General features: G+C 71.0%; 18 protein-coding genes. 13 read left to right on the forward strand and 5 right to left on the reverse strand.

Annotated features, from left to right (window positions below; translation table 11 throughout):
• Window positions 1-154 precede the first annotated feature (154 nt).
• The 5 genes from ACZ6QQ_RS20950 to ACZ6QQ_RS20970 all read left to right on the forward strand — a co-directional run bounded on the left by ACZ6QQ_RS20950 (window position 155) and on the right by ACZ6QQ_RS20970 (window position 7,143).
• The gene (locus ACZ6QQ_RS20950; RefSeq protein ID WP_465878177.1) at window positions 155-1,591 is read left to right on the forward strand and encodes a TldD/PmbA family protein; all 1,437 of its coding nucleotides are present in this window, start codon (window positions 155-157) and stop codon (window positions 1,589-1,591) included.
• A 64-nt stretch (window positions 1,592-1,655) separates the two neighbouring features.
• Window positions 1,656-3,044, forward strand: a complete 1,389-nt coding sequence (locus ACZ6QQ_RS20955) for a TldD/PmbA family protein (protein ID WP_465878178.1) — start codon at window positions 1,656-1,658, stop codon at window positions 3,042-3,044.
• Window positions 3,045-3,331: 287 nt separating this feature from the next.
• Window positions 3,332-4,138, forward strand: a complete 807-nt coding sequence (locus ACZ6QQ_RS20960) for a hypothetical protein (RefSeq protein WP_465878180.1) — start codon at window positions 3,332-3,334, stop codon at window positions 4,136-4,138.
• Between the two features lie 9 nt (window positions 4,139-4,147).
• Window positions 4,148-6,103 (forward strand): fumarate reductase/succinate dehydrogenase flavoprotein subunit, encoded by a 1,956-nt coding sequence (locus ACZ6QQ_RS20965; RefSeq protein ID WP_465878181.1) that lies wholly within the window; start codon window positions 4,148-4,150, stop codon window positions 6,101-6,103.
• Window positions 6,103-7,143: a succinate dehydrogenase/fumarate reductase iron-sulfur subunit gene (locus ACZ6QQ_RS20970; RefSeq protein WP_465878182.1), complete on the forward strand. Its 1,041-nt coding sequence runs from the start codon at window positions 6,103-6,105 to the stop codon at window positions 7,141-7,143. The genes ACZ6QQ_RS20965 and ACZ6QQ_RS20970 overlap by 1 nt, the downstream gene beginning before the upstream one ends.
• A 186-nt stretch (window positions 7,144-7,329) precedes the next feature.
• Here ACZ6QQ_RS20970 and ACZ6QQ_RS20975 read toward each other — a convergent pair whose 3' ends face one another.
• A complete protein-coding gene (locus ACZ6QQ_RS20975) occupies window positions 7,330-7,800 on the reverse strand; it encodes a (deoxy)nucleoside triphosphate pyrophosphohydrolase (RefSeq protein WP_465878184.1) in 471 nt (156 codons plus the stop codon).
• A gap of 181 nt (window positions 7,801-7,981) precedes the next feature.
• Here ACZ6QQ_RS20975 and ACZ6QQ_RS20980 point away from each other — a divergent pair, with 181 nt between their 5' ends.
• Window positions 7,982-8,296: a 4a-hydroxytetrahydrobiopterin dehydratase gene (locus tag ACZ6QQ_RS20980; protein WP_465878186.1), complete on the forward strand. Its 315-nt coding sequence runs from the start codon at window positions 7,982-7,984 to the stop codon at window positions 8,294-8,296.
• Between the two features lie 28 nt (window positions 8,297-8,324).
• Here the strand turns inward: ACZ6QQ_RS20980 and ACZ6QQ_RS20985 are convergent, their stop codons facing one another.
• Entirely contained in the window at window positions 8,325-9,560 is a 1,236-nt protein-coding gene (locus tag ACZ6QQ_RS20985; RefSeq protein WP_465878187.1) for an FUSC family protein, read from the reverse strand.
• Window positions 9,561-9,640: 80 nt separating this feature from the next.
• Here ACZ6QQ_RS20985 and ACZ6QQ_RS20990 point away from each other — a divergent pair, with 80 nt between their 5' ends.
• Window positions 9,641-10,006: a PH domain-containing protein gene (locus ACZ6QQ_RS20990; protein ID WP_465878189.1), complete on the forward strand. Its 366-nt coding sequence runs from the start codon at window positions 9,641-9,643 to the stop codon at window positions 10,004-10,006.
• Window positions 10,007-10,015: 9 nt separating this feature from the next.
• Here the strand turns inward: ACZ6QQ_RS20990 and ACZ6QQ_RS20995 are convergent, their stop codons facing one another.
• Complete coding sequence (locus tag ACZ6QQ_RS20995; protein WP_465878190.1) at window positions 10,016-11,083, reverse strand: peptidoglycan-binding protein; 1,068 nt, start codon at window positions 11,081-11,083, stop codon at window positions 10,016-10,018.
• 360 nt (window positions 11,084-11,443) lie between these two features.
• Window positions 11,444-12,280: a class I SAM-dependent methyltransferase gene (locus tag ACZ6QQ_RS21000; protein ID WP_465878191.1), complete on the reverse strand. Its 837-nt coding sequence runs from the start codon at window positions 12,278-12,280 to the stop codon at window positions 11,444-11,446.
• Between the two features lie 193 nt (window positions 12,281-12,473).
• Here ACZ6QQ_RS21000 and ACZ6QQ_RS21005 point away from each other — a divergent pair, with 193 nt between their 5' ends.
• Complete coding sequence (locus ACZ6QQ_RS21005; RefSeq protein WP_465878192.1) at window positions 12,474-12,611, forward strand: hypothetical protein; 138 nt, start codon at window positions 12,474-12,476, stop codon at window positions 12,609-12,611.
• Between the two features lie 40 nt (window positions 12,612-12,651).
• Here the strand turns inward: ACZ6QQ_RS21005 and ychF are convergent, their stop codons facing one another.
• Window positions 12,652-13,737 carry a redox-regulated ATPase YchF gene (gene ychF, locus ACZ6QQ_RS21010; protein WP_465878194.1) on the reverse strand — a complete coding sequence of 362 codons (1,086 nt, stop codon included), beginning with the start codon at window positions 13,735-13,737 and terminating at the stop codon, window positions 12,652-12,654.
• Window positions 13,738-13,843: 106 nt separating this feature from the next.
• On the opposite strand from ychF, the gene ACZ6QQ_RS21015 reads away from it, so the two are divergent.
• The 5 genes from ACZ6QQ_RS21015 (at window position 13,844) to valS (ending at window position 22,262) form a co-directional block, all read left to right on the forward strand.
• A complete protein-coding gene (locus ACZ6QQ_RS21015; RefSeq protein ID WP_465878196.1) occupies window positions 13,844-15,289 on the forward strand; it encodes an AlkA N-terminal domain-containing protein in 1,446 nt (481 codons plus the stop codon).
• Window positions 15,286-15,798 carry a methylated-DNA--[protein]-cysteine S-methyltransferase gene (locus ACZ6QQ_RS21020; protein WP_465878198.1) on the forward strand — a complete coding sequence of 171 codons (513 nt, stop codon included), beginning with the start codon at window positions 15,286-15,288 and terminating at the stop codon, window positions 15,796-15,798. Before ACZ6QQ_RS21015 ends, ACZ6QQ_RS21020 begins: the two co-directional genes overlap by 4 nt.
• A gap of 37 nt (window positions 15,799-15,835) precedes the next feature.
• Window positions 15,836-17,644, forward strand: a complete 1,809-nt coding sequence (locus ACZ6QQ_RS21025; RefSeq protein WP_465878199.1) for an ABC transporter ATP-binding protein — start codon at window positions 15,836-15,838, stop codon at window positions 17,642-17,644.
• Window positions 17,641-19,548, forward strand: coding sequence for an ABC transporter ATP-binding protein (locus ACZ6QQ_RS21030; RefSeq protein ID WP_465878201.1), 1,908 nt, complete (start codon window positions 17,641-17,643; stop codon window positions 19,546-19,548). The genes ACZ6QQ_RS21025 and ACZ6QQ_RS21030 overlap by 4 nt, the downstream gene beginning before the upstream one ends.
• 131 nt (window positions 19,549-19,679) lie before the next feature.
• On the forward strand, window positions 19,680-22,262 hold the full coding sequence (valS, locus tag ACZ6QQ_RS21035; RefSeq protein WP_465878202.1) for a valine--tRNA ligase: 2,583 nt from the start codon (window positions 19,680-19,682) through the stop codon (window positions 22,260-22,262).
• Window positions 22,263-22,325 lie beyond the last annotated feature (63 nt).

The raw sequence follows: 22,325 nt of genomic DNA on the forward strand, positions 1-22,325 counted from the left end.
CTCCGCTACCCTGCGTGACCCACGGCGCCTACCCACAGCGCCGCGTGGAGCAGGACAGCGCTGCCCTGCACTTCACCGAACCGGTGACCGCCGAGATCATCCCGACCGCCCTGCTGCCCCGCCACTGACCGCCGATCTCGTTTAGGGTCGGGTCATGACCCACTTCGACGTGGCCACGGCCGCGGTGCAGGCAGCACTCGACGCGGGCGCGCGCTACGCCGACGCGCGGGTGATGCACCGGCGCTACGAGTCGATGTCCGCCCGCAACGGTGAGATCGAGCAACTCTCGCAGAACGAGGACGCCGGCATCGGCGTACGGGCACTGGTCGGCTCCAGCTGGGGCTTCTTCGCCGTACCCGATCTCTCCGACGCCGCCGCCCGCGCGGCCGGCACCCGCGCCGCGCGGATCGCCGCCGCCAGCGCCCGCGTGCCCGGTCCCGCCGTCGACCTGGTCCCGACCGGCGGGCAGAGCGGCACCTGGGCGTCGGACTGCGCGGTGGACCCGCTGTCGGTCGCCCTCTCCGACAAGGGCGACCTGCTGGTGCACGCGACCAAGCTGTCGCACGACAGCGGCGCCGACATCGCCGAGGGGCTCTACCAGATCTGGGACACCAGCAAGTGGTTCGTCTCCAGCGAGGGACACCGGATCGACCAGCACGTACGCGAGTGCGGCGCGGGCATCTCGGCCACCGTGATCGGGGACGGGGAGACCCAGCGCCGCTCCTACCCCAGCTACCGTGGCCAGTACGGCACCAGCGGCTGGGAACTGGTCGACTCGCTCGACCTCGGCGCCCACGCGGTCCGGATCGCGCAGGAGGCCCGCGAACTGCTCACCGCGCCGATCTGCCCCTCCGGCGAGACCACCCTGATCCTCGGCGGCGAACAGCTCGCGTTGCAGATCCACGAGTCGGTCGGGCACGCCATCGAACTCGACCGGATCCTCGGCTGGGAGGCCGCCTTCGCCGGCACCTCGTGGCTCGACCTCAACCAGCTCGGCAGCCTGCGGTACGGCTCCGAGCTGATGAACATCACCATCGACCCGACCATCCCCGGCGCCCTGGGCAGCTTCGGCTTCGACGACGAGGGCACCCCGGCAACCAAGCGCGACGCGGTCCGCGAGGGCCGCTGGGTCGGTGTCCTGGCCGGACGTGACTCGGCCGCCGTCGCCGGCCTCGACTACGCCGGCAGCGTGCGCTCCGACGGCTGGTCGCGGCTGCCGATGGTACGGATGACCAACGTCGGCCTGGAGCCGGGACCGCACACCCTCGACGAGATCGTCGACGCCACCGACGACGGCATCCTGATGGACATCAACCGGTCCTGGTCGATCGACGACAAGCGGCTCAACTTCCAGTTCGGCTGCGAGGTCGGCTGGGAGATCAAGAACGGTCGGCGGGGTCGGATGCTGCGCAACCCCACCTACACCGGCATCGGGCCGCAGTTCTGGCGCTCGATGGACATGCTCTCCGGCGAGTCGGTCGCCTGGGGCACCCCCAACTGCGGCAAGGGCCAGCCCGGCCAGGTCGGCCACACCGGCCACCCGGCCGCACCGGCCCGCTTCGCCAACGTACGGGTCGGGGTGCGCGGATGACCGGCACGGCAGCGGCGGTACGCGACAGGCTGGCGGTACGCGACAAGCGAAGGGAACTGTCTCGATGAGCCGGGAACTCGATCTCGCCGGTCGGGTGGTGGAACTGGTCCGGGAGATCGCCGGCCCGGCCGCCGAGGCGGAAGCCGCCGCCACGTACACCGGGCAGTCGCTGACCCGGTTCGCCAACTCGGCCATCCACCAGAACGTGGCCGAGGAGACCACCGGGCTGCGGTTGCGGCTGCACGTGGACGGTCGGACCGCCGCCGGCTCCAGCACCGTCGTCACCGACGAGGGACTGCGCGGCCTGGTCGAGCGGACCGTCGCCGCCGCCCGGCTCTGCCCGCCCGACCCGGCCTGGCCCGGACTGGCGCCGGCGTCCCCGGTCACCGCGGCGGGCAACTGGGACGAGGCCACCGCGAGCGCGTCACCGGACGAGCGGGCCGATCGGGTCCGGGCGTTCGTCGACGCGGCCGGCGGGCTGGAGACGGCCGGCTACTGCCGTACGGTCAACTGGGCCGGTGCGTTCGCGAACAGCGCCGGGCAGGCGGTGACCGGACGGTCGGCCGAGGCGGCGATGGACGGGATCGCCCGCGCCGGCGGTGTCGACGGGGTGGCCAGGCGCAACACCGGCCGCCTCGCCGATCTGGACGGCGCGGTGCTCGGCGCGCGGGCCGCGGCGAAGGTACGCGCCGGGGCGGCACCGGTGGAACTGGCACCGGGACGCTACGAGGTGGTGCTGGAACCGACCGCGGTCGTCGACATCCTGCAGAATTTCGCGCTCTTCGGCTTCAACGGCAAGGCGTACAACGAACGCCGGTCCTTCGCGCAACCGGGTGTGGCGCAGTTCGACCCGGCGATCACGCTGGTCGACGACACGCTCGGCACGCTCGGCCTGCCGTACGACGCCGAGGGCACCCCGAAGCGCCGGGTCACGCTGGTCGAGCGGGGAGTCACCCGTACGGTCGCCCACGACCGCCGGACCGCCGCCGAGGCCGGCGCCACCTCGACCGGGCACGCGGTCGCCGGTGGGGCGTCCTTCGGTGCGGTGCCGACCAACCTGCGGCTGCTGCCGGACGGGCACGGCGAGAACGGCGCCGGACCGGCCGAGGTGACCGGGCCCGTCGTCGACTCCGACACCGCCGCCCTGGTCGCCGGAGTACGGCGTGGACTGTTGGTCACCGACTTCTGGTACACCCGGGTCCTGGACCCGAAGTCCCTGGTCATCACCGGACTGACCCGCAACGGGGTGTGGCTGGTCGAGGACGGCGAGGTGACCACGGCGGTGCAGAACTTCCGCTTCACCCAGTCGTACCCGCAGGCGCTCGCGGCCGGCGGGGTGCTCGGCGTCGGCCGGTACGCGTCGCTGCTGCCGGACAGTTGGGACGCCTCCTGGTGGTCGGCACCGGCGCTGCGGCTCGCGTCGTGGAACTTCACCGGCGGTGCCTCCGGCTGACAACCGACGTCACCCGCGCTCACGACCATGAGTGAAGTTCTGCACAACCACGCCCGGAATAGGTGCTGGGGCTTTCGTAACCGGTAGGACACACGCGAGACTCCCTTGCGCATCGTGCGCCCGGCGCGCGGCGTAACGTGTACGCCGAACTGCGCCGGAAGGCATAGGTCCTGGTGTACTAAGCGCGGGTGGCGCGGCTGTGGGTTGGCGTCGCTGCCTCCGCGCGCCCCGCCGGAACACCATCCGTGCCCGTCAGCCAGACAGGGCCCTGTCAGGGAGACATAGGAATGACTACGACGGCAACGAGGCCGAGGGGTGCGCGACCGCGCGCCGCCATTGCGGCGAGGACGTTGCGTACCGACCGCTGGTGGCTCGCGCCGCTGATCACGGTCATCGGGCTCGGCGCCTGGGTCACCTACGCCACGGTCCGGGTGTTCATGCACGGCTTCTACTGGGTCGAGGATTATCACTATCTGACCCCGTTCTACTCGCCCTGCGTGACCCAGACCTGCATCCCCGAGGCCGCGCACTTCGGCCGGGTGCTGCCGGGCTGGTGGATCATCCCGGACGCCGCGCTGACCCTGCCGTTCCTGTTGCTGTTCCGGCTCACCTGTTACTACTACCGCAAGGCCTACTACCGGGCCTTCTGGCTTTCCCCGCCGGCCTGCGCCGTCCCGGACGGACACCAGACCTACAGCGGCGAGACCCGGTTCCCGCTGATTTTCCAGAACGCGCACCGGTACGCGTTCTACGCCGCCGGAGTCATCTCGCTGATCAATACCTGGGATGCCGTACTCGCCTTCCGCAGCCCCGAGGGCTTCGGTTTCGGTCTGGGCAACGTGATCCTCTGGGTAAACGTGATCATGCTGTGGGCGTACACGCTTTCCTGCCACTCCTGCCGGCACATCGCCGGTGGGCGGCTGAAGCACTTCTCCAAGCACCCGGTGCGCTACCGCTTCTGGACCTTCGTGTCCAAGCTGAACACCCGGCACATGCAACTCGCCTGGATCACGCTGGGCACGCTGGCGTTCACCGACTTCTACATCATGGCGCTGTCCGCCGGCTGGTTCGGCGACCTGCGGTTCATCAACTGAGGGCCTGACATGACTACGCGAATCGAACGGCACCACTACGATGTCGTCGTGATCGGGGCCGGCGGCGCCGGCCTGCGGGCGGCGATCGAAGCCCGGATGGCAGGCAAGCGCACCGCCATCATCTCCAAGTCCCTGTTCGGCAAGGCCCACACGGTGATGGCCGAGGGCGGCGCGGCGGCGGCGATGGGAAACGTGAACAGCCGGGACAACTGGCAGGTCCACTTCCGGGACACCATGCGCGGCGGCAAGTTCCTGAACAACTTCCGGATGGCCGAACTGCACGCGAAGGAGTCGCCGCAGCGGATCTGGGAGCTGGAGACGTACGGTGCGCTCTTCGACCGCACCAAGGACGGCAAGATCTCCCAGCGCAACTTCGGTGGCCACGAGTACCCGCGGCTGGCGCACGTCGGCGACCGGACCGGGCTGGAACTGATCCGTACCCTGCAACAGAAGATCGTCTCGTTGCAGCAGGAGGACAAGCGGGAGTTCGGCGACTACGACGCCCGGATCAGGGTGTTCGCCGAGACCACCATCACCGAACTGCTGCTGGACTCCTCCGGCCCGGACGGCCCCCGGGTCGCCGGCGCCTTCGGTTACTACCGGGAGTCCGGCGAGTTCGTCCTGTTCGAGGCGCCGTCGGTGGTGCTCGCGACGGGCGGGGTCGGCAAGTCGTACAAGGTCACCTCGAACTCCTGGGAGTACACCGGCGACGGGCACGCGCTCGCCCTGCGGGCCGGCGCCACCCTGATCAACATGGAGTTCCTCCAGTTCCACCCGACCGGCATGGTCTGGCCGCCCTCGGTGAAGGGGATCCTGGTCACCGAGTCGGTCCGGGGTGACGGTGGCGTACTGAAGAACTCCGACGGCAAGCGGTTCATGTTCGACTACGTCCCCGACGTCTTCCGCAAGCAGTACGCGGAGACCGAGGAGGAGGCGGACCGCTGGTACTCCGACCCGGACAACAACCGGCGCCCGCCGGAGCTGCTCCCCCGCGACGAGGTCGCCCGCGCCATCAACAGCGAGGTGAAGGCCGGTCGCGGCACCCCGGCCGGCGGCGTCTACCTGGACATCGCCAGCCGGTTGCCGGCCGAGGAGGTCAAGCGCCGACTGCCGTCGATGTACCACCAGTTCAAGGAGTTGGCCGACGTCGACATCACCAAGCAGCCGATGGAGGTCGGACCGACCTGCCACTACGTGATGGGCGGGGTCGAGGTCGACCCGGACACCGCGGCGGCACACGGCCACATCCAGGGGCTGTTCGCCGCCGGTGAGGTCTCCGGTGGCATGCACGGGTCCAACCGGCTCGGCGGCAACTCCCTGTCCGACCTGCTGGTCTTCGGCCGACGCGCGGGCGGCCACGCGGCCGCGTACGCCGACGGGCTGACCGCGCGCCCGAAGGTGTCGGCGACCGACGTCGCGGCCTCGGTGGACCGGGCCCTGGCCCCGCTGGAGCGGCCGGACGGCGAGAACCCGTACACGTTGCAGCAGGACCTCCAGGCGGTGATGGGCGACCTGGTCGGCATCATCCGGCGCAAGGGCGAGCTGGAGGACGCCCTGGTCCGCCTCGCCGACCTGCGGGAGCGGGTGGCGAAGGTGGGCGCGACCGGCGGCCGGCGGTACAACCCGGGCTGGCACCTGGCGCTCGACCTGCGCAACATGCTGATCGTCTCGGAGTGCACCGCGAAGGCGGCGCTGGAGCGCGAGGAGTCGCGCGGCGGGCACACCCGGGAGGACTTCCCGAAGATGGCGCCGGACTGGCGCATGGTCAACCTGGTCTGCTCGCTCGACGGCGACAAGGTACGGCTGGAGCACAAGCCCCTGCCGAAGATGCGGGCCGAGCTGATCCAGCTCTTCGACCGCACGGAGTTGTCGAAGTACCTGACCGAAGACGAGCTGGCCGACTTCGACGCCCTCAGCGAGGGTGTCAGCACCGGCGGCGTGCACGCGCAGGAGGCGGGCAAGTAATGGGCACGAAGCGCCACTTCAAGGTCTGGCGGGGCGACGAGACCGGCGGTGACCTGCAGGACTACCAGATCGAGGTGAACGAGGGCGAGGTGGTCCTCGACGTCATCCACCGGCTCCAGGCCACCGAGGCGCCCGACCTGGCCTGCCGCTGGAACTGCAAGGCCGGCAAGTGCGGCTCCTGCTCGATGGAGATCAACGGCATGCCCCGGCTGGGCTGCATGACCCGGATGTCGACGTTCGAGGAGACCGACACGGTCACGGTCACCCCGCTGCGTACGTTCCCGGTGATCCGGGACCTGGTCACGGACGTCTCGTTCAACTACGAGAAGGCCCGGGAGACCCCCGCGTTCGCCCCGCCGGCCGACCTCGCCCCCGGCGAGTACCGGATGAAGCAGGTCGACGTCGAGCGGTCGCAGGAGTTCCGCAAGTGCATCGAGTGCTTCCTGTGCCAGAACACCTGCCACGTGGTACGTGACCACGAGGAGAACAAGAAGGCGTTCGCCGGTCCCCGGTTCTTCATCCGGGCGGCGGAGCTGGACATGCACCCGCTCGACGCCAAGACCGACCGCAAGGAGTACGCCCAGGCGTCCCAGGGCCTCGGCTACTGCAACATCACCAAGTGCTGCTCGGAGGTGTGCCCCGAGCACATCAAGATCACCGACAACGCGATCATCCCGATGAAGGAACGCGTGGTCGATCGCAGGTACGATCCTCTTGTGTGGCTAGGTAGCAAGATCTTCCGACGGGGTCAGACGGACGGCAACGAGAGCGGTGCGCGCACCGATCCGGCCGTCCCCGAGGCGCACTCCCACGGGGGCGCGTCCGGTGACGTGGCCGCCGAGGAGCAGGGACTGCGCGGGGTGAACTGGCACCGGCAGGTGCCGCACCCGACCACCCCGGTGGTCGACGAGCGCGGGCGGATGCCGCTCAGCGAGTTCACCTTCGACCGGCCGGCCGCTCCGTCGCCGTTCGGCGACGACGTGACCTTCCCATTGCCGGCCGATCACCTCAATTACGCCCACCCCGACCAGAAGGACTGATCCGGCCCTTCACCCCCCACGCACGTCACCGAGGGATCGGCGGTTTCTCCGCCGATCCCTCGGCCCATTCACCCACCCCCCCGCGATTCCCCCACTCCGCGATCCAGGGCAGATGGTGGTGCCCGAAGATTGACCAGTACGCATTTGCCCTGGATCGCGGGCAGGGGCGGGGCAGGTGTGGGCGGTCTAGTGGGGGGTGGTCAGGATGGGGTGGAGGGCGAGGACGATGGGCTCGTCGGCGGGGAGCCAGGGCACCTGGTCGAGCTCGTCGGCCGCGAGCCAGCGCAACTCGGCGTGCTCCAGCCGTTGCGGCTGGTCAGGGCCGAGTAGCCGGGCCCGGTAGACCCGGAGCACCGCCCAACCGTTGGCGAGCGGTACGTCCGTACCGACGCGCTCTCCGACCTCGATCCGGACGGCCAGTTCCTCGGCGCACTCCCGTACCAGGGCGGCAGTCTCGGTTTCGCCGGGTTCGACTTTCCCGCCGGGAAACTCCCACTTTCCAGCTGCCTCGGGCGGCTTTGCCCGAGCGCAACCGAGCACCCGACCGTCCTCGATGATGGCGGCCCCGACAATAACCCTGATTTTTCGCGTTGCGTGATCAGTTGACTCGGCACCGTAGCCGACACCGCTGTCTTCACTCGCCCGTTCGGTCTGCACGGGCATCAACGGTGCCAGAACAATCGGCGGTTCGGGTGCCCTGGGTAGACCGTAGGGCAAAAGAACACGGAACTGTGGACGTGGACACACCAGCCGGGCGGCGACAGACTAGGGGACACCAACTAGGACACGGGATAGCGACGATTTGGCCACAAGCCGGCAACGACGCTTGGGAGGCATCGTGAGACGCGCGCTCTGGCGCAGTCGATCCCAGCGCGACTACCTGACCGACGCGCTCACCCTACTGCCCGGCTGGCACCGGGAGGGGCGTCAGCTCAAACGCACCCTCATCCTCGACGATACCCAGCACTCGGCGCTGACCGAACGCATCAAGATCGCCGCGGACGCCGTACACATCCGGCCGGAACTCCGCCGGCTCGACGGCCACACCCAAATCAAGATCGGCGCGCCCGACGAGGACGCGATCACCGAGAACGTGGTCACCCTCGCCGCCCGGATCGAGGATGTCTACCGCAGCCTGACCAGCGACGACTGACCCTCCGGCAGCCCGGCCACCCGCACGGTCAGGTGGCCGCCTCGGCCGCCTGGTGAACCAGCCGGTTGGCGTCCTCCCGTTCGATCCCGGTGGCCCTGAGCAGGTCTATGGCGGCGGATCTGACCTGCGCCACGACCGCCGCACCCGACAGACCCACCCCCTCCTCGTACCCCAGGGTCGCCTCGTGCACCGCCCGGAGCACCCGCCTGCGCGCATCCTCCGGAACCCTGCCGTGGCGGAACTCGTCGTGCAGCATGAGTACGCCCTCGGAGAGACGCTCCACCGCGATGGACAGCCCCGGCGGGAGCGGTTCGTTGTCCTCGATCAGACCGACGGCGCGGCGGGCCAGTCCCCGACTGCTCCACACCGCGTGATCCATGTGCTCGGCGCCCTGGGCGAACAGGGCCAGGATCTGGCGGCGGTGCCAGCGGGCCGGCGAGAGCTGTACGACCTCCTTCGCCCCCTCGACCGCCGTCTTGAGGTTCTCCAGGTCGGACTCGATTGCTCCGAGGCCCTCGACCGCCTTCCCGAGCCGGGCGCTGTCCCGGGCGGTCATCGCCTGCGCGGTCACCTTCAACTGTCGGGCGAGTTCCTCGATCGGATAGCTGGCCGCCCGTTGCACCACCCGGCGAGGATTCAGCGGCAGGAGCAGCAGGACAACCACCAACCCCACCCCGCCGCCGATGAGCGCGTCCACGAACCGGGGGTACTCAAGCTCACCCACCTCCGGCGAGAGGGCCGCGATCAGCACCGCCGTACCGCCCGCCTGGGCCACCAGCACACCCCGACCGCTGACCAGGATCGCCCCGATCACGGCCAGCGCGACGATCACCCCCAACTGCCACGGGCCGTTGCCGGCGAACAGCATCAGCACGTCACCGATGCCGATGCCGATGGCGACCCCGAGGATCAACGCGATCGTCCGGTGCAGCCGCTGGCCCACCGACGAGGCGATCGTGCCCACCGCCGCGGCGGGCGCGAACACCGGCTGCGGGGTGTTCAGGATCTCGTGCGCGATCCCCCAGGCGAGTGCCGCCGCGACTCCGGCCTGGAGCGCGACCACGATGTTGATCTCGATCTGCCGGAACCGGTCGCGCACCTTGGTCCGGCTCGCCTCGGCCCACCCGCTGAGGATCGCGTCGACCCGTTTCGTGATCGAGTCGGCCGGCAGCGCAGGAACGCGCTGCCGGACCGAGCCGATCCGGACCGAGATCACGGCGCGAATTACCCGCTCCTGGGTGAAACACACCGATGACGCCGTCACCGAGGTTCTGGTGCAGATCACAACCGACGTGGCCCCGGCACCGACCGGTCGGGTGGCGTACCGTCCCTACCCTCGGCGGTATGGCCAACAACGTCACGTATGACCGGCACGAACAGTTCCAGCAGGTCCAGAGCGGCCTGCTCGAGGGCGAACAGATCATCGCTGTCTACGACGCGATCGGCGCCGGCACAGGTTTCGTCGGCCTCACCAACCGCCGCGTGATCATCCAGGACAAGTCGTTCGTGGGCAGGAAGGTCGCCATCACCAGCATCCCGTACTCGAAGATCACCAGCGTCAGCGTGGTGAGCAACAAGTCATGGGGCGGCTCGTTCTTCTCCACCGGCGCGATCGCCATCCACGTCGGTACGCACACCTACGAGGTCGAGTTCCGCGGCGACCAGAAGAGCCACCACGTACACAACGTCATCCTGCACTTCATCTCGTGAGTGGCCGACTCAGACCGGAGGGGCGCACGTCCAGTGGCGGAAGTCCCCGGTGCGGCTCCAGACGGACCGGGCGGCCCGTACGTTCCACGGCAGGTCCAGGGCGACACGTGACTCGACCCCGAAGGCGATCAGTTCCCGGTCGGAGAACTGGAACAGACCCCATCGGCGCGACCCGTCCAGCGCACTCGTGATCCAGTACGGATCGAGTTGTGACAGGCAGGTGGCGAGCTGTACGGCTCCCGCCGGGTCCTCCGGGAACGCCTCCCGCAGGGTCCGCTTGACCTCGGCTCTCGGCCAGAAGGGGGCGTTGATCGAGTCGGCGTACAGCGCGCGTTTCACCTGCTCGTCCACGATCGCGGTCGACGGCAGGCCGGACATGACCTGGAACGCCATCACCCGGGTCCTGGTGTACGGCCCGAACCAGGCATCCGCCGGCAGGTCGAAGCCGTGGGCCTGCAACCGCTCCTGCAACTCCTGCACACAGTGGCTGTTCTCCCCCATCACCAGGGTCGCCGGGCAGTCGCCGGACAGCAGCGGCCGGGCGCCGGCCTCCGTACGCCGGGCGTCCGCCGTCGGCCCGATCGTGACGACAAGGACGCCCAGCAGAGCGGCGACCACGACCCCTGTCACGACGGCCATCGCCCGACGGGTACGACCCAGCCACTGCAACCCTCCGCCGCGCCCGGCAACGAAGCCCGGCACCTCCGGCTCGCCCGGCACCTCCGGCTCGGCTGTCGACTCCGGCGTGACTGTCGACTCCGGGGAGGCCGGCGTCGGTGGCTCGACCTGCCCCGCCGCGATCCGCTGCCGAGCCGACAGCCAGCGCTCCACCTCCGGCGGCCTCCGGCCGCAGACCGTCAGCAGCGCGACGACCAGATCCTCGCGGGGCAGGGTGGCGCGGCCGAGCATGGTGGCGAGCGTGCTGCGGGGCAACCAGTGCCCGGCGGCGGCGGAGCGGCGTTCGATCTCCCGGTAGCTCAGGCCGGACTGTTCCCGGACCTCTCGCAGCAGCGCGACATAGTCGCCGGCCGTGCGGACCGAGGTGACATCGGCCCGGTTGGGGTCGTCGTCCGGCACACGTTCCCCCCGAGGCAGTGGTCACTTCCACACAAACCTTTCTGCACCAGTACACGTCGATATCCGGTGCCGACGCAACCGCACGCCCTCCCGCGCGCCTCCCCGACCGTCCCGGACAGGACCCCCGGACCCGTCCTGAGCAGGCCGGACAGGTGGCGGTATGTCCGGGACAGGCGATGCCGGTTCCGGAAACCGGGCCCGTTGGCCAAGCTGGTTCCAGCAGCGGGGCAACGCCGGCGGGGCGAAGGGCGGGGCGACCGACTGCCGGGCCGTGGTGCTGCGGGGTCCAGCACCGGCCACGAGGGGTAATGGTTCCGGCGACTGACGGGGGCGCCGGAACCATTCCCCGGGCCCGTACGGTCAGCCGCCCGTACCGCGCCAGACGAAAAGTTCGGTGTCGGGCACCCGCTCGGCGAAGATGCCGTGGTCGGCGCAGCGGTGCAGCAGGCCGCGAAGGTCGTCCTCGAACCGGCCCCGGCGCTCACCGAACAGGTGCGGCGCGGAGAACGAGAGGGAGTAGACCGTGGCAACCACGTCGTCGACCGTCCGCTCCAGGACGGCTCCGGCCGGCACCCGCAACCGCTGCGGCTCGGCAAAACCGGCCCGGCTCAGCACGGCGGCCTCGTCGCCGGGCGTACCGTGCGGCAGCACGCCCTGGCCGGCTCGGCGTACCGGACCCAGGTAGTCGCGGACCAGGTCCGCGATGGCGGCGTACGGCGGCACCGGGAACGGAAGATCGGTGGTCGGCACCGGCTCCTTGACGTCGCTCATCTGGACGAAGGCGCCACCCGGTTGCAGCATGCCGCGGATCGTCGCGGCCACCCGGTCGCGCGCCATCCAGTGGAAGGACTGTGCGAACAACGCCATCCGGAAGGTACCGAGACCGGCGGGCAGGTCCTCCGCGCGGGCACGTACCCAACGGACGTTGCCGACGCCGGCGCGCTCGGCCCGCCGCCGGGCCTCGGCGAGCATGTCGGTGTCCGGGTCGACCCCCACGGCCTCCTCGAACGAGCCGGCCAGCGGCAGGGTGGCGGTGCCGGGCCCGCAGCCCACGTCGAGCAGCCGCCCGGTGCCGTCGAGCGCCAGGACGTCGGTCAGCGCGGCGACCACACCGGGGGCGTACGGAAGTCGGCCCGCCTCGTAGTAGGGGGCGCTACCCCGGAACAGGGTCTCGTCCCACTTCCATCCCTGGGGCACGCGGGCCTCCTCGAACGTTGCACTTGCCGACGGGCGCCTGGACTCCGGACCTCGAACCTGAACTCGACGCGATGCCGTAGTCACACAACCATTTACCCATTGACCGCAATCCGAGCCGCCGTCGACCTCTGCCAGTCGCTCAACGCCACCAGGGACGGGCTGGCAGCGCCAGCGCACCGAGGATGGATCACCCGTGGTCCACGCCTATGAACTCGACGGGCCCACCCGGTCGTACGTGCCGAGCGCGATTCATCGAAGCGAGCTGCGCACCACGACACCGTTCACGATCACGCTTGATCTGAATGGGCTGCTGCCTGCACGCAAGGGCTGAGCCGGGCGCCGACTCCGTCGGAGGTTGAACCGGAACGTCACTACACGTTGAACCTGAACTCGACCACGTCGCCGTCCTGCATGACGTAGTCCTTGCCCTCCAGCCGGACCCGGCCGGCCGCCTTCGCCGCCGCCATCGAACCGGCGGTGACCAGATCGTCGTACGAGACGATCTCGGCCTTGATGAAGCCGCGCTGGAAGTCGGTGTGGATCACCCCGGCTGCCTCGGGTGCGGTCGCCCCGACCGGGATGGTCCAGGCACGCGCCTCCTTCGGCCCGGCGGTCAGGTACGTCTGGAGCCCGAGCGTACGGAAGCCGATCCGGATCAGCTGGTCCAGCCCCGGCTCCGACTGCCCGATCGACTCCAGCAGCTCGCGGGCCTCCTCCGCCGGCAGGTCGATCAGTTCGGACTCGACCTTGGCGTCCATGAACACGGCCTCGGCGGGGGCGACGAGCAGGCGCAGTTCGTCGAGGAACTCGGCGTTGCCGAGCTCGGCCTCGTCGACGTTGAAGACGTACAGGAAGGGCTTGGTCGTGAGCAGGTGCAGCTCGCGCAGGTGCTCCACCTCGATGCCGGCGCGGGCCGCGCCGGCGTAGAGGGTCACGCCGGTGTTGAGCAGTTCGGACGCCTTCTTGGCCGCCTCGACCGCCGCCGCCCGGTCCTTGCGCATCCGGGCTTCCTTCTCCAGCCGGGGCAGCGCCTTCTCCAGGGTTTGCAGGTCGGCGAGGATCAGCTCGGTGTTGATCGTCTCGATGTCGTCGGCCGGCGAGACCTTGCCGTCGACGTGCACCACGTTCGGGTCGGAGAAGGCCCGGACGACCTGGCAGATCGCGGCGGCCTCGCGGATGTTGGCGAGGAACGCGTTGCCCCGGCCCTGCCCCTTGGAGGCGCCCCGGACCAGGCCGGCGATGTCGACGAAGGTCACCGGCGCGGGAAGGATCTTCTGCGAGCCGTGGATCTCGGCGAGCTTGTCCAGCCGCGCGTCCGGCAGCCCGACGACGCCCGTGTTGGGCTCGATCGTCGCGAACGGGTAGTTCGCGGCCAACACGTCGTTCTTGGTCAGGGCGTTGAAGAGCGTGCTCTTGCCGACGTTGGGCAGGCCGACGATGCCTAGCGAGATAGCCACGACAGACCAGCATACGCAGGGGTCCCGGTGCCCCCGCCGGGACGGCCGCACGGTGACGTCCGAATCCCGCTAGCACGGGGCCGGACCGCGGGGCACGATCGGTGACGTGGAGTTGGACTTCGAGCGGTGCTACCGGGCGGTCGACAGCCGTGACCAGCGGTTCGACGGCTGGTTCTACACCGGCGTACGGACCACCGGGATCTACTGCCGGCCGTCCTGCCCGGCCGTCACCCCGAAGCGGGAGAACGTCGACTTCTTCCCGTCGGCCGCCGCCGCCCAGCGGACCGGACTGCGGGCCTGCCGCCGGTGCCGACCCGACGCGGCACCCGGCTCACCGGACTGGGACGTCCGGGCGGACGTGGTCGGCCGGGCGATGCGGCTGATCGCCGACGGGGTGGTCGACCGGGACGGGGTGCCGGGACTGGCCGCCCGGCTCGGTTACACCGAACGGCACCTGCACCGGATGCTCACCGCACAGGTCGGCGCCGGGCCGCTGGCCCTGGCCCGCGCCCAACGCGCGCAGACCGCCCGGATCCTGATCGAGACGACCGACCTCGGCCTGGCCGAGATCGCGTTCGCCGCCGGGTTCGGCAGCGTGCGGCAGTTCAACGACACGATCCGGGAGGTGTACGCGGCGGTCCCGTCGCAACTGCGCGCCACCGCACGCAACCGCCCGGCCACCGGTACGGGCGCGGGTACGGTCGCGCTGCGGCTCGCGTACCGGGCGCCGTTGCACGTCGACGCGCTGCTCGACTTCTTCGCCCTGCGGGCGCTGCCGGGGGTGGAACGGGTCGGCGACGGCTCGTACGCCCGTGCGCTGCGGTTGCCGCACGGCCCGGCCGAGGTGACCCTGACCCCGCAGCCCGGATACGTGGCGGCGACGCTGCGCCTGACCGACGTACGCGACCTGGCGCCCGCGGTGGCCCGTTGCCGGCGCCTGCTCGACCTGGACGCCGATCCGGAGGCGGTGGACGGCACCCTCGCCGCCGACCCCGCGCTCACCGCGTCGGTGGCGAAGGAACCCGGTGTACGGGTGCCGCGTGCCGTCGACGGCTTCGAGATGGCGGTTCGGGCGATCGTCGGCCAGCAGGTCTCCGTCGCCGGTGCCCGGACCGTGCTGGGTCGGCTGATCGACGCCCACCCGGCCGACGGGGAACAGCCGGAAACGACAGCGCTGCGGGCGTTCCCGTCGGCGGAGCACGTGCTCGCCCTGCCGGACTCCGCGTACGCCATGCCGGCCGCCCGGCGGGAGACGATCCGTACGGTGGCCCGCGCGGTCGCCGACGGCAGCCTCGACCTCGATCCGGGGGCGGATCGGGAGCAGCTCACCGCCGAACTGACCGGGTTGCCCGGCATCGGCCCGTGGACCGCCGCGTACGTCCTGCTGCGCGCGGTCGGCGACCCGGACGCGTTCCTCCCCACCGACCTCGGCGTACGCCACGGCGCGACCGCGCTCGGCCTGCCCGACACACCATCGACCCTCGCCGAGTACGCCACCCGGTGGCGTCCCTGGCGTTCCTACGCCACGATCCGACTCTGGAGAGCAGCATGAACGAGCTGAACAGCAGCACCCTGGCCACGCCGACCGGGCCGCTGACCATCCTCACCGACGCCGACGGGCGGGTACGCGCGGCCGGTTTCACCGCCGACGTCGAGCCGCTGCTGGCGGTCGTACACCCGAGCCTGCGTGCCCCGGTGCGGCCCCGCGCCGACCTGGGGGCGGTGACCGTCGCGGTCCGGTCCTACCTGGACGGTGAGCTGGCCGCGATCGACGAGGTGCCGGTGGAGCAGTACACCGGCGGCGAGTTCATGGCCCACGCCTGGCGGACCCTGCGCGAGGTCAAGCCGGGTGAGCCGGTGACGTACACCGGGTTCGCCGAGCTTTCCGGCCGGCCGCGGGCGGTCCGGGCGGCGGCGGCCGCGTGCGCCCGCAACGCCGCCGCGCTCTTCGTGCCGTGCCACCGGGTGCTGCGCACCGACGGTGGCCTGGGCGGGTTCCGCTGGGGGCTGGAGGTGAAGAAGTGGCTTCTCGGTCATGAGCGGCAGTTGACGGCAAGCTGACTCCCACCAAATCGGCAGTTACCGATACCGTTGCTGGGTGCCTCCGGAAAGTGATCGTTCCCCTACGTTCCGAGCGGGCACCGGTCCGCACTTCCCGCGCAACCTGTGGCGCCTGCGGCGCTACGTGCGCCCGTACGCCGGACAGCTCGGCTGGCTGCTGGTCGTCGCGTTCGCCGGCACCGCGGCGAGCCTCGCCGTACCGCTGGTCATCCGGGAGGTGGTCGACGGGCCGATCGCGCGGCACGACCCCGAGGGCCTGTTCCGGCTCGGCGCCGTGGCCCTGCTGTTCGGTCTGGCCGAGGCCGCGCTGATCTTCGTCCGGCGCTGGGTGCAGTCGTCCACCGCCCTCGGCATCGAGTCGGCCATCCGCAACGACATCTACGCCCACCTGCAACAGCTTCAGGTGGGCTTCCACGACCGCTGGCAGTCCGGCCAACTGCTCTCCCGGGTCACCACCGACCTCTCGGTGATCCGGCGGTTCCTCTCCTTCGGGCTGCTCTTCCTGATCGTCAACACCGGCACCTACCTCGCCGTGGTGGCGCTCCTGATCCACCTGCACTGGCCGCTCGGGCTGCTGGTCGCGGCGAGCGCGGTGCCACTGTTCCTGATCAGCCGCCGGTTCACCCGCTCCTACCTGGCCGCCTCCCGGCAACTCCAGGACGAACAGGGCGACCTGGCCACCCTGGTCGAGGAGTCGACCCAGGGGCTGCGCACCATCAAGTCGTTCGGGCGGCGCCCGGACATGGCGCACCGGTTCGCCGTACGGGCCCGGCAGCTGCACGACACCGCCACCGGCAAGGGCCGGCTGCTGGCCCGTACGTCGGCGGAGTTCGACCTGGTGCCGAACCTGACCCTGGCGGTGGTGCTGGTCGCCGGGGCGGTCGCGGTGGCCCGGGACGCGCTGACCATCGGCGAACTGGTCGCCTTCGTCACCCTGCAACTGATGCTGATCTGGCCGATCGAGTCCCTCGGCTGGATCATCGCCAACGGGCAGGAGGCGATCACCGCCGCCGACCGGATCCACGAGGTGCTCGACACCACCCCGACCATCGTGGACCGCCCGCACGCGGTCGCGCTGGACCGGTCGGCGGTGCGCGGCCGGCTCCGGTTCGACGGGGTCGGCTTCGGCTACCCGGGGGTCGCCCGACCGGTGCTGCGCGACGTCACCCTGGAGGTGGAACCGGGCGAGACGATGGCGATCGTCGGCGCCACCGGATCCGGCAAGACCACCCTGCTCTCCCTGGTGCCGAGGCTCTACGACGTCACCACCGGCCGGGTCACGCTGGACGGACGGGACATCCGCGACATCCGGCTGACCGGGCTGCGCCGGGTTGTCGGGGTGGCGTTCGAGGAACCGACGCTGTTCTCCATGTCGGTCCGGGAGAACCTCACCCTGGGCCGGCCCGACGCCACCGACGACGAGGTCCGCGACGCGCTCGCGGTGGCCCAGGCCGACTTCGTGTACGACCTGCCGTGGGGGCTGGCGACCCGGGTCGGCGAACAGGGGCTCTCCCTCTCCGGCGGGCAACGGCAGCGACTCGCCCTGGCCCGCGCCGTACTCGGACGACCGGGGGTGCTGGTGCTCGACGATCCACTCTCCGCGCTCGACGTACACACCGAGGCGCTGGTGGAGGCGGCGCTGGCCCGGGTGCTGAGCGACACCACCGCGCTGCTGGTGGTGCACCGGCCGTCGACCGTGGCGCTGGCCGACCGGGTGGCGTTGCTCGCCGACGGCCGGATCGCCGCCGTCGGCACCCACTCGGAACTGCTCGCCACCGTGCCGGAGTACCGGGCGGTCCTCTCCGCCGCCGGGGATCCCGACGACTCCGGCCTGGTCCGCTCGTGAGGGCCACGAAGCCCGAGAGCGGCCGGGACCGTCCGGGCGCCGCCGCGACCGCCCCCGCGACCGCCGCCGACGGTGGGCTGGCCGACTGGCGGGGCATCGCCACCGACCCGGACGCCGAGCGGACCGTCGCCGAGCAGGGCAGTTCCCGTGCGCTCGCCCGGCTCCGGTCCCGCAGCCGGGCGCTGCTCGGCTCCCTGCTCCGGCCGCACCGCCGGCTGATCGGGCTGGCGGTGCTGCTGCTCCTGCTCCAGAACGCCGCCGGAATGGCCGGCCCGTACCTGGTGATGCTCGGCATCGACCGGGCCATCGGACCCCTGCGCGAGGGGAACCCGATGCTGCTGATCGGGATCGCGGTCGCGTTCGTCGCCGCGACCGCCGGCGAGTACGCGGGCAAGCGCGGCTTCCTCACCCTCTCCTCGCGGATCGGCCAGGCCGTCCTGATCAACCTGCGCCAGCGGGTGTACGACCACTTCCTGCGCCTGTCGGTCGGCTTCCACGAGCGGTACACCTCCGGCCGGGTGATCTCCCGGCTGACCAGCGACATGGACTCGATCGCGGAACTCGTCGACGGCGGCATCGACGACCTGGTACTGGCCGGACTCTCCATCGTCTCGGTCGCCGGAGTACTGCTCTGGCTCGATCCGCCACTCGCGGCGGTGACCCTGCTCGCGTTCCCGTTCCTGCTGGTCATCTCCCGCTGGTTCGCCCGCGCCTCCGGGCTGGCCTACCGCCGTACGCGGGAGGCGGTCGCCCTGGTGATCGTGCACTTCGTGGAGTCGCTCGGCGGGATCCGGGCGGTGCAGGCGTTCCGCCGCGAGCCGCGCAACCAGCACATCTTCGCCACCGTCAACGACGAGTACCGGCGGGCGAACCTGCGTGCCTTCCGGCTCATCGCCACCTACTCACCCGGCATCAAGGTGATCGGCAACGTGACCGTGGCGGTGGTGCTGACGTACGGCGGCTGGCGGGTGCTGGGCGGCGACGCGGAGATCGGCGTACTCGCGGCGTTCCTGCTCTACCTGCGCCGGTTCTTCGAGCCGATGCAGGAGCTGAGCCAGTTCTACAACGCGCTCCAGTCGGCCACGGCGGCGCTGGAGAAGCTCTCCGGAGTGCTCGACGAGCAGCCCGGCGTACCGGAGCCGAAGCAGCCGGCGGTGCTGCCGGCCGGCGGCGGTGCGATCGAGTTCCGGGGGGTGACCTTCAGCTACCGGGACGGGACCCCGGTGCTGCCGGAGTTGAGCCTGCGGATCCCGGCGGGGCAGATCGTGGCCCTGGTCGGGGCGACCGGGGCCGGCAAGTCCACCGTGGCCAAGCTGGTCGCCCGATTCTACGACCCGAGCGCCGGCACGGTCAGCCTGGACGGGGTCGACCTGCGGCAGATCGACGACGCCCGGTTGCGCCGGGCGGTGGTGATGGTGACCCAGGAGAACCACCTGTTCGCCGGCTCGATCGCCGACAACATCCGGTTCGGTCGCCCCGGCGCCGGCCGGTCGGAGATCGAGGCGGCGGCGCGGGCGATCGGCGCGCACGACTTCATCACCGCCCTGCCGGACGGGTACGACACCGACGTGCACCGGCGCGGCGGTCGGCTCTCCGCCGGGCAGCGCCAGCTCGTCGCGTTCGCCCGCGCCTTCCTCGCCGACCCGACCGTGCTGATCCTGGACGAGGCGACCTCGTCGCTGGACGTACCGAGCGAACGGCTGGTGCAGCGGGCACTGCGCACGATCCTGCGCGGCCGCACCGCGCTGGTGATCGCGCACCGGCTCTCCACGGTGGAGATCGCCGACCGGGTACTGGTGGTGGACGCCGGGCGGATCGTCGAGGACGGCCCCCCGGCCGGCCTGGTCCGGGACGGCGGCCGGTACGCGCTCCTGCACCGCCAGTGGCGCGACTCGCTGGTCTGAGCGACCGCCGGGAGGGCGGACCGCCGGGGCACGGCCGACGGGCCGGCGGTTACCGCCGGTGACCGACCTTCGTCCCGGATGTCGGTATCTGCGGCCCCGGTCGGATCCGCCGCCTCGGTAGCATCGAGGTCATGACTGATACGGCGAGGAACCAGCGCGCCGGTGTCCCCGAGCGTCCCACCCTGGACGGACTTGAGGAGACCTGGTCGCGCCGTTGGCAGGAGGAGGGCACGTACGCGTTCGACCGTTCCAAGGAGCGGGCGAGCGTATATGCCATCGACACTCCGCCACCGACCGTATCCGGCGAACTGCACATGGGTCACGTCTTCTCGTACACCCACACCGACACCGTGGCCCGGTTCCAGCGGATGCGCGGCCGGACCGTCTTCTACCCGATGGGCTGGGACGACAACGGCCTGCCCACCGAGCGTCGGGTGCAGAACGTGTACGGCGTCAGCTGCGAACCGACGCTGCCGTACGACCCGGACTGGCAGCCGCCGACGCCGCCGATCACCGCCGACGCGCGGAAGAACCCGATCCCGATCTCGCGGCGCAACTTCGTGGAGTTGTGCGAGAAGCTCACCGGTGAGGACGAGCAGGTCTTCGAGGCGCTGTGGCGGCGGCTCGGGTTGTCGGTGGACTGGTCGCTGACGTACACGACGATCGGCGCGCACGCCCGCGCCACCTCGCAGCGGGCGTTCCTGCGCAACCTGGCCCGGGGCGAGGCGTACCAGGCCGAGGCTCCGACGCTCTGGGACGTCGGGTTCGCCACCGCGGTCGCCCAGGCGGAGTTGGAGGACCGGGAGCGGTCGGGGGCGTACCACCGGCTCCGCTTCGCGTTGGTGGCCGACGGCACCGGGGCGGTGGCCGACGGCCACGTGGAGATCGACACGACCCGGCCGGAGCTGCTGCCGGCCTGCGTGGCGCTGGTCTGCCACCCGGACGACGAGCGGTACGCCCACCTGGTCGGCGGCACCGTACGGTCACCGGTCTTCGGGGTCGAGGTGCCGGTGCACGCGCATTCGCTGGCCGACCCGGCCAAGGGCACCGGCCTGGTGATGGTCTGCACCTTCGGCGACCTGACCGACGTGACCTGGTGGCGGGATCTGCACCTGGACACCCGCGTGGTGATCGGGCGCACCGGACGGCTGCTGCCCGAGCCGCCGGACGGGGTCGACCCGGTGCGCTACCAGCCGCTGGCCGGCAGGACGGTGAACGCGGCCCGACGCGAGCTGGTCGCCCTGCTGACCGCCTCCGGTGACCTGGTCGGCGAGCCGAGGCCGGTCACCCACCCGGTGAAGTTCTACGAGCGCGGCGACAGCCCGTTGGAGATCATTTCCAGCCGGCAGTGGTACCTGCGCAACGGTGGCCGGGATGCCGAGCTGCGGGCCGAGTTGCTGGCCCGGGGCGGTGAACTCCACTGGGTGCCGGAACACATGCGGCACCGGTACGAGCACTGGGTGGGCGGCCTCACCGGTGACTGGCTGGTCAGCCGGCAGCGCTTCTTCGGGGTGCCGATCCCGGTCTGGTACCGGCTCGACGACGCTGGCGAGCCGGACTACCGCCACCCTCTCACGCCGGACGAGTCCGCGCTCCCTATCGACCCATCGAGCGAGACGCCGGCCGGCTACGACGAGGCACAGCGCGGCAAGCCGGGCGGTTTCGCCGCAGACCCGGACGTCATGGACACGTGGGCCACCTCCTCACTCAGCCCGCAGATCGTCGGCGGTTGGGAAACCGATCCGGACCTGTTCGACCGGGTCTTCCCGATGGACCTGCGGCCACAGGGCCAGGAGATCATCCGTACCTGGTTGTTCTCCTCCGTGGTCCGGGCGCACCTGGAGCACGGCGTGCTGCCCTGGCGGGACGCGGTGCTCTCCGGCTGGATCCTCGACCCCGACCGGAAGAAGATGTCCAAGTCCAAGGGGAACGTCGTCACCCCGATGGCCCTGCTGGAGGAAAGCGGCGCCGACGCGGTGCGCTACTGGGCGGCGAACGGGCGTCCCGGCACCGATCTGGCGTTCGACCCGGCCCAGATCAAGGTCGGCCGGCGGCTCGCCACCAAGCTGCTCAACGCGTCCAAGTTCGCGCTCGGGCTGGGCGCCGCCGACGCGCTGCGGGCCGAGGTCACCGAGCCGTTGGACCGGGCCATGCTGGCCGGGCTGCGCACGGTCGTCGGCACCGCCACGTCCGCCTTCGACGCGTACGACCACACGGCCGCCCTCCAGGCCACCGAGTCCTTCTTCTGGACCTTCTGCGACGACTACATCGAGTTGGTGAAGGAACGGGCGTACGGCTCCGGTCCGGCCGCCGACTCGGCACGGGCCGCCCTGGCCACCGCCCTCTCGGTCCAACTGCGCCTGTTCGCCCCGTTCCTGCCGTACGTCACCGAGGAGGTCTGGTCCTGGTGGCGGTACGGCTCGGTGCACCAGGCGCCGTGGCCGACGACGTACGAGCTCGGCTCGGTGGCGGCCGACGGCGATCCGGAGCTGCTCCGGCTCGCCGGAGCGGCGCTGACCCAGGTACGCCGGGCCAAGTCGGACCGGAAGCTGTCGATGCGGACCGACGTGCCGCTGGCCGAGGCGCTCGGCCCGGCCGAGGCGCTGGAGCAACTGGCCCTGGTCGGCGACGACCTGCGGGCGGCCGGCCGGATCGCGAAGCTCGACTTCCTGCCCGACCGCGCCCCCGAGCTGGTGATCGCCTGCGCCTTCTGACCGTGCGGCCGGCCCTGCCGACTCTCTCCGCGTTCCGGCGGGGGTCGGCAGGGCCGTCGGGCA

Source organism: Micromonospora sp. NPDC049529, from assembly GCF_055586685.1.

Bases quoted from the DNA above. Each gene is read 5' to 3' on its own strand.
- ACZ6QQ_RS20950 (WP_465878177.1), top strand. From the start codon at position 155: ATGACCCACTTCGACGTGGCCACGGCCGCGGTGCAGGCAGCACTCGAC.
- ACZ6QQ_RS20955 (WP_465878178.1), top strand. From the start codon at position 1,656: ATGAGCCGGGAACTCGATCTCGCCGGTCGGGTGGTGGAACTGGTCCGG.
- ACZ6QQ_RS20960 (WP_465878180.1), top strand. From the start codon at position 3,332: ATGACTACGACGGCAACGAGGCCGAGGGGTGCGCGACCGCGCGCCGCC.
- ACZ6QQ_RS20965 (WP_465878181.1), top strand. From the start codon at position 4,148: ATGACTACGCGAATCGAACGGCACCACTACGATGTCGTCGTGATCGGG.
- ACZ6QQ_RS20970 (WP_465878182.1), top strand. From the start codon at position 6,103: ATGGGCACGAAGCGCCACTTCAAGGTCTGGCGGGGCGACGAGACCGGC.
- ACZ6QQ_RS20990 (WP_465878189.1), top strand. From the start codon at position 9,641: ATGGCCAACAACGTCACGTATGACCGGCACGAACAGTTCCAGCAGGTC.
- ACZ6QQ_RS21020 (WP_465878198.1), top strand. From the start codon at position 15,286: ATGAACGAGCTGAACAGCAGCACCCTGGCCACGCCGACCGGGCCGCTG.
- valS (WP_465878202.1), top strand. From the start codon at position 19,680: ATGACTGATACGGCGAGGAACCAGCGCGCCGGTGTCCCCGAGCGTCCC.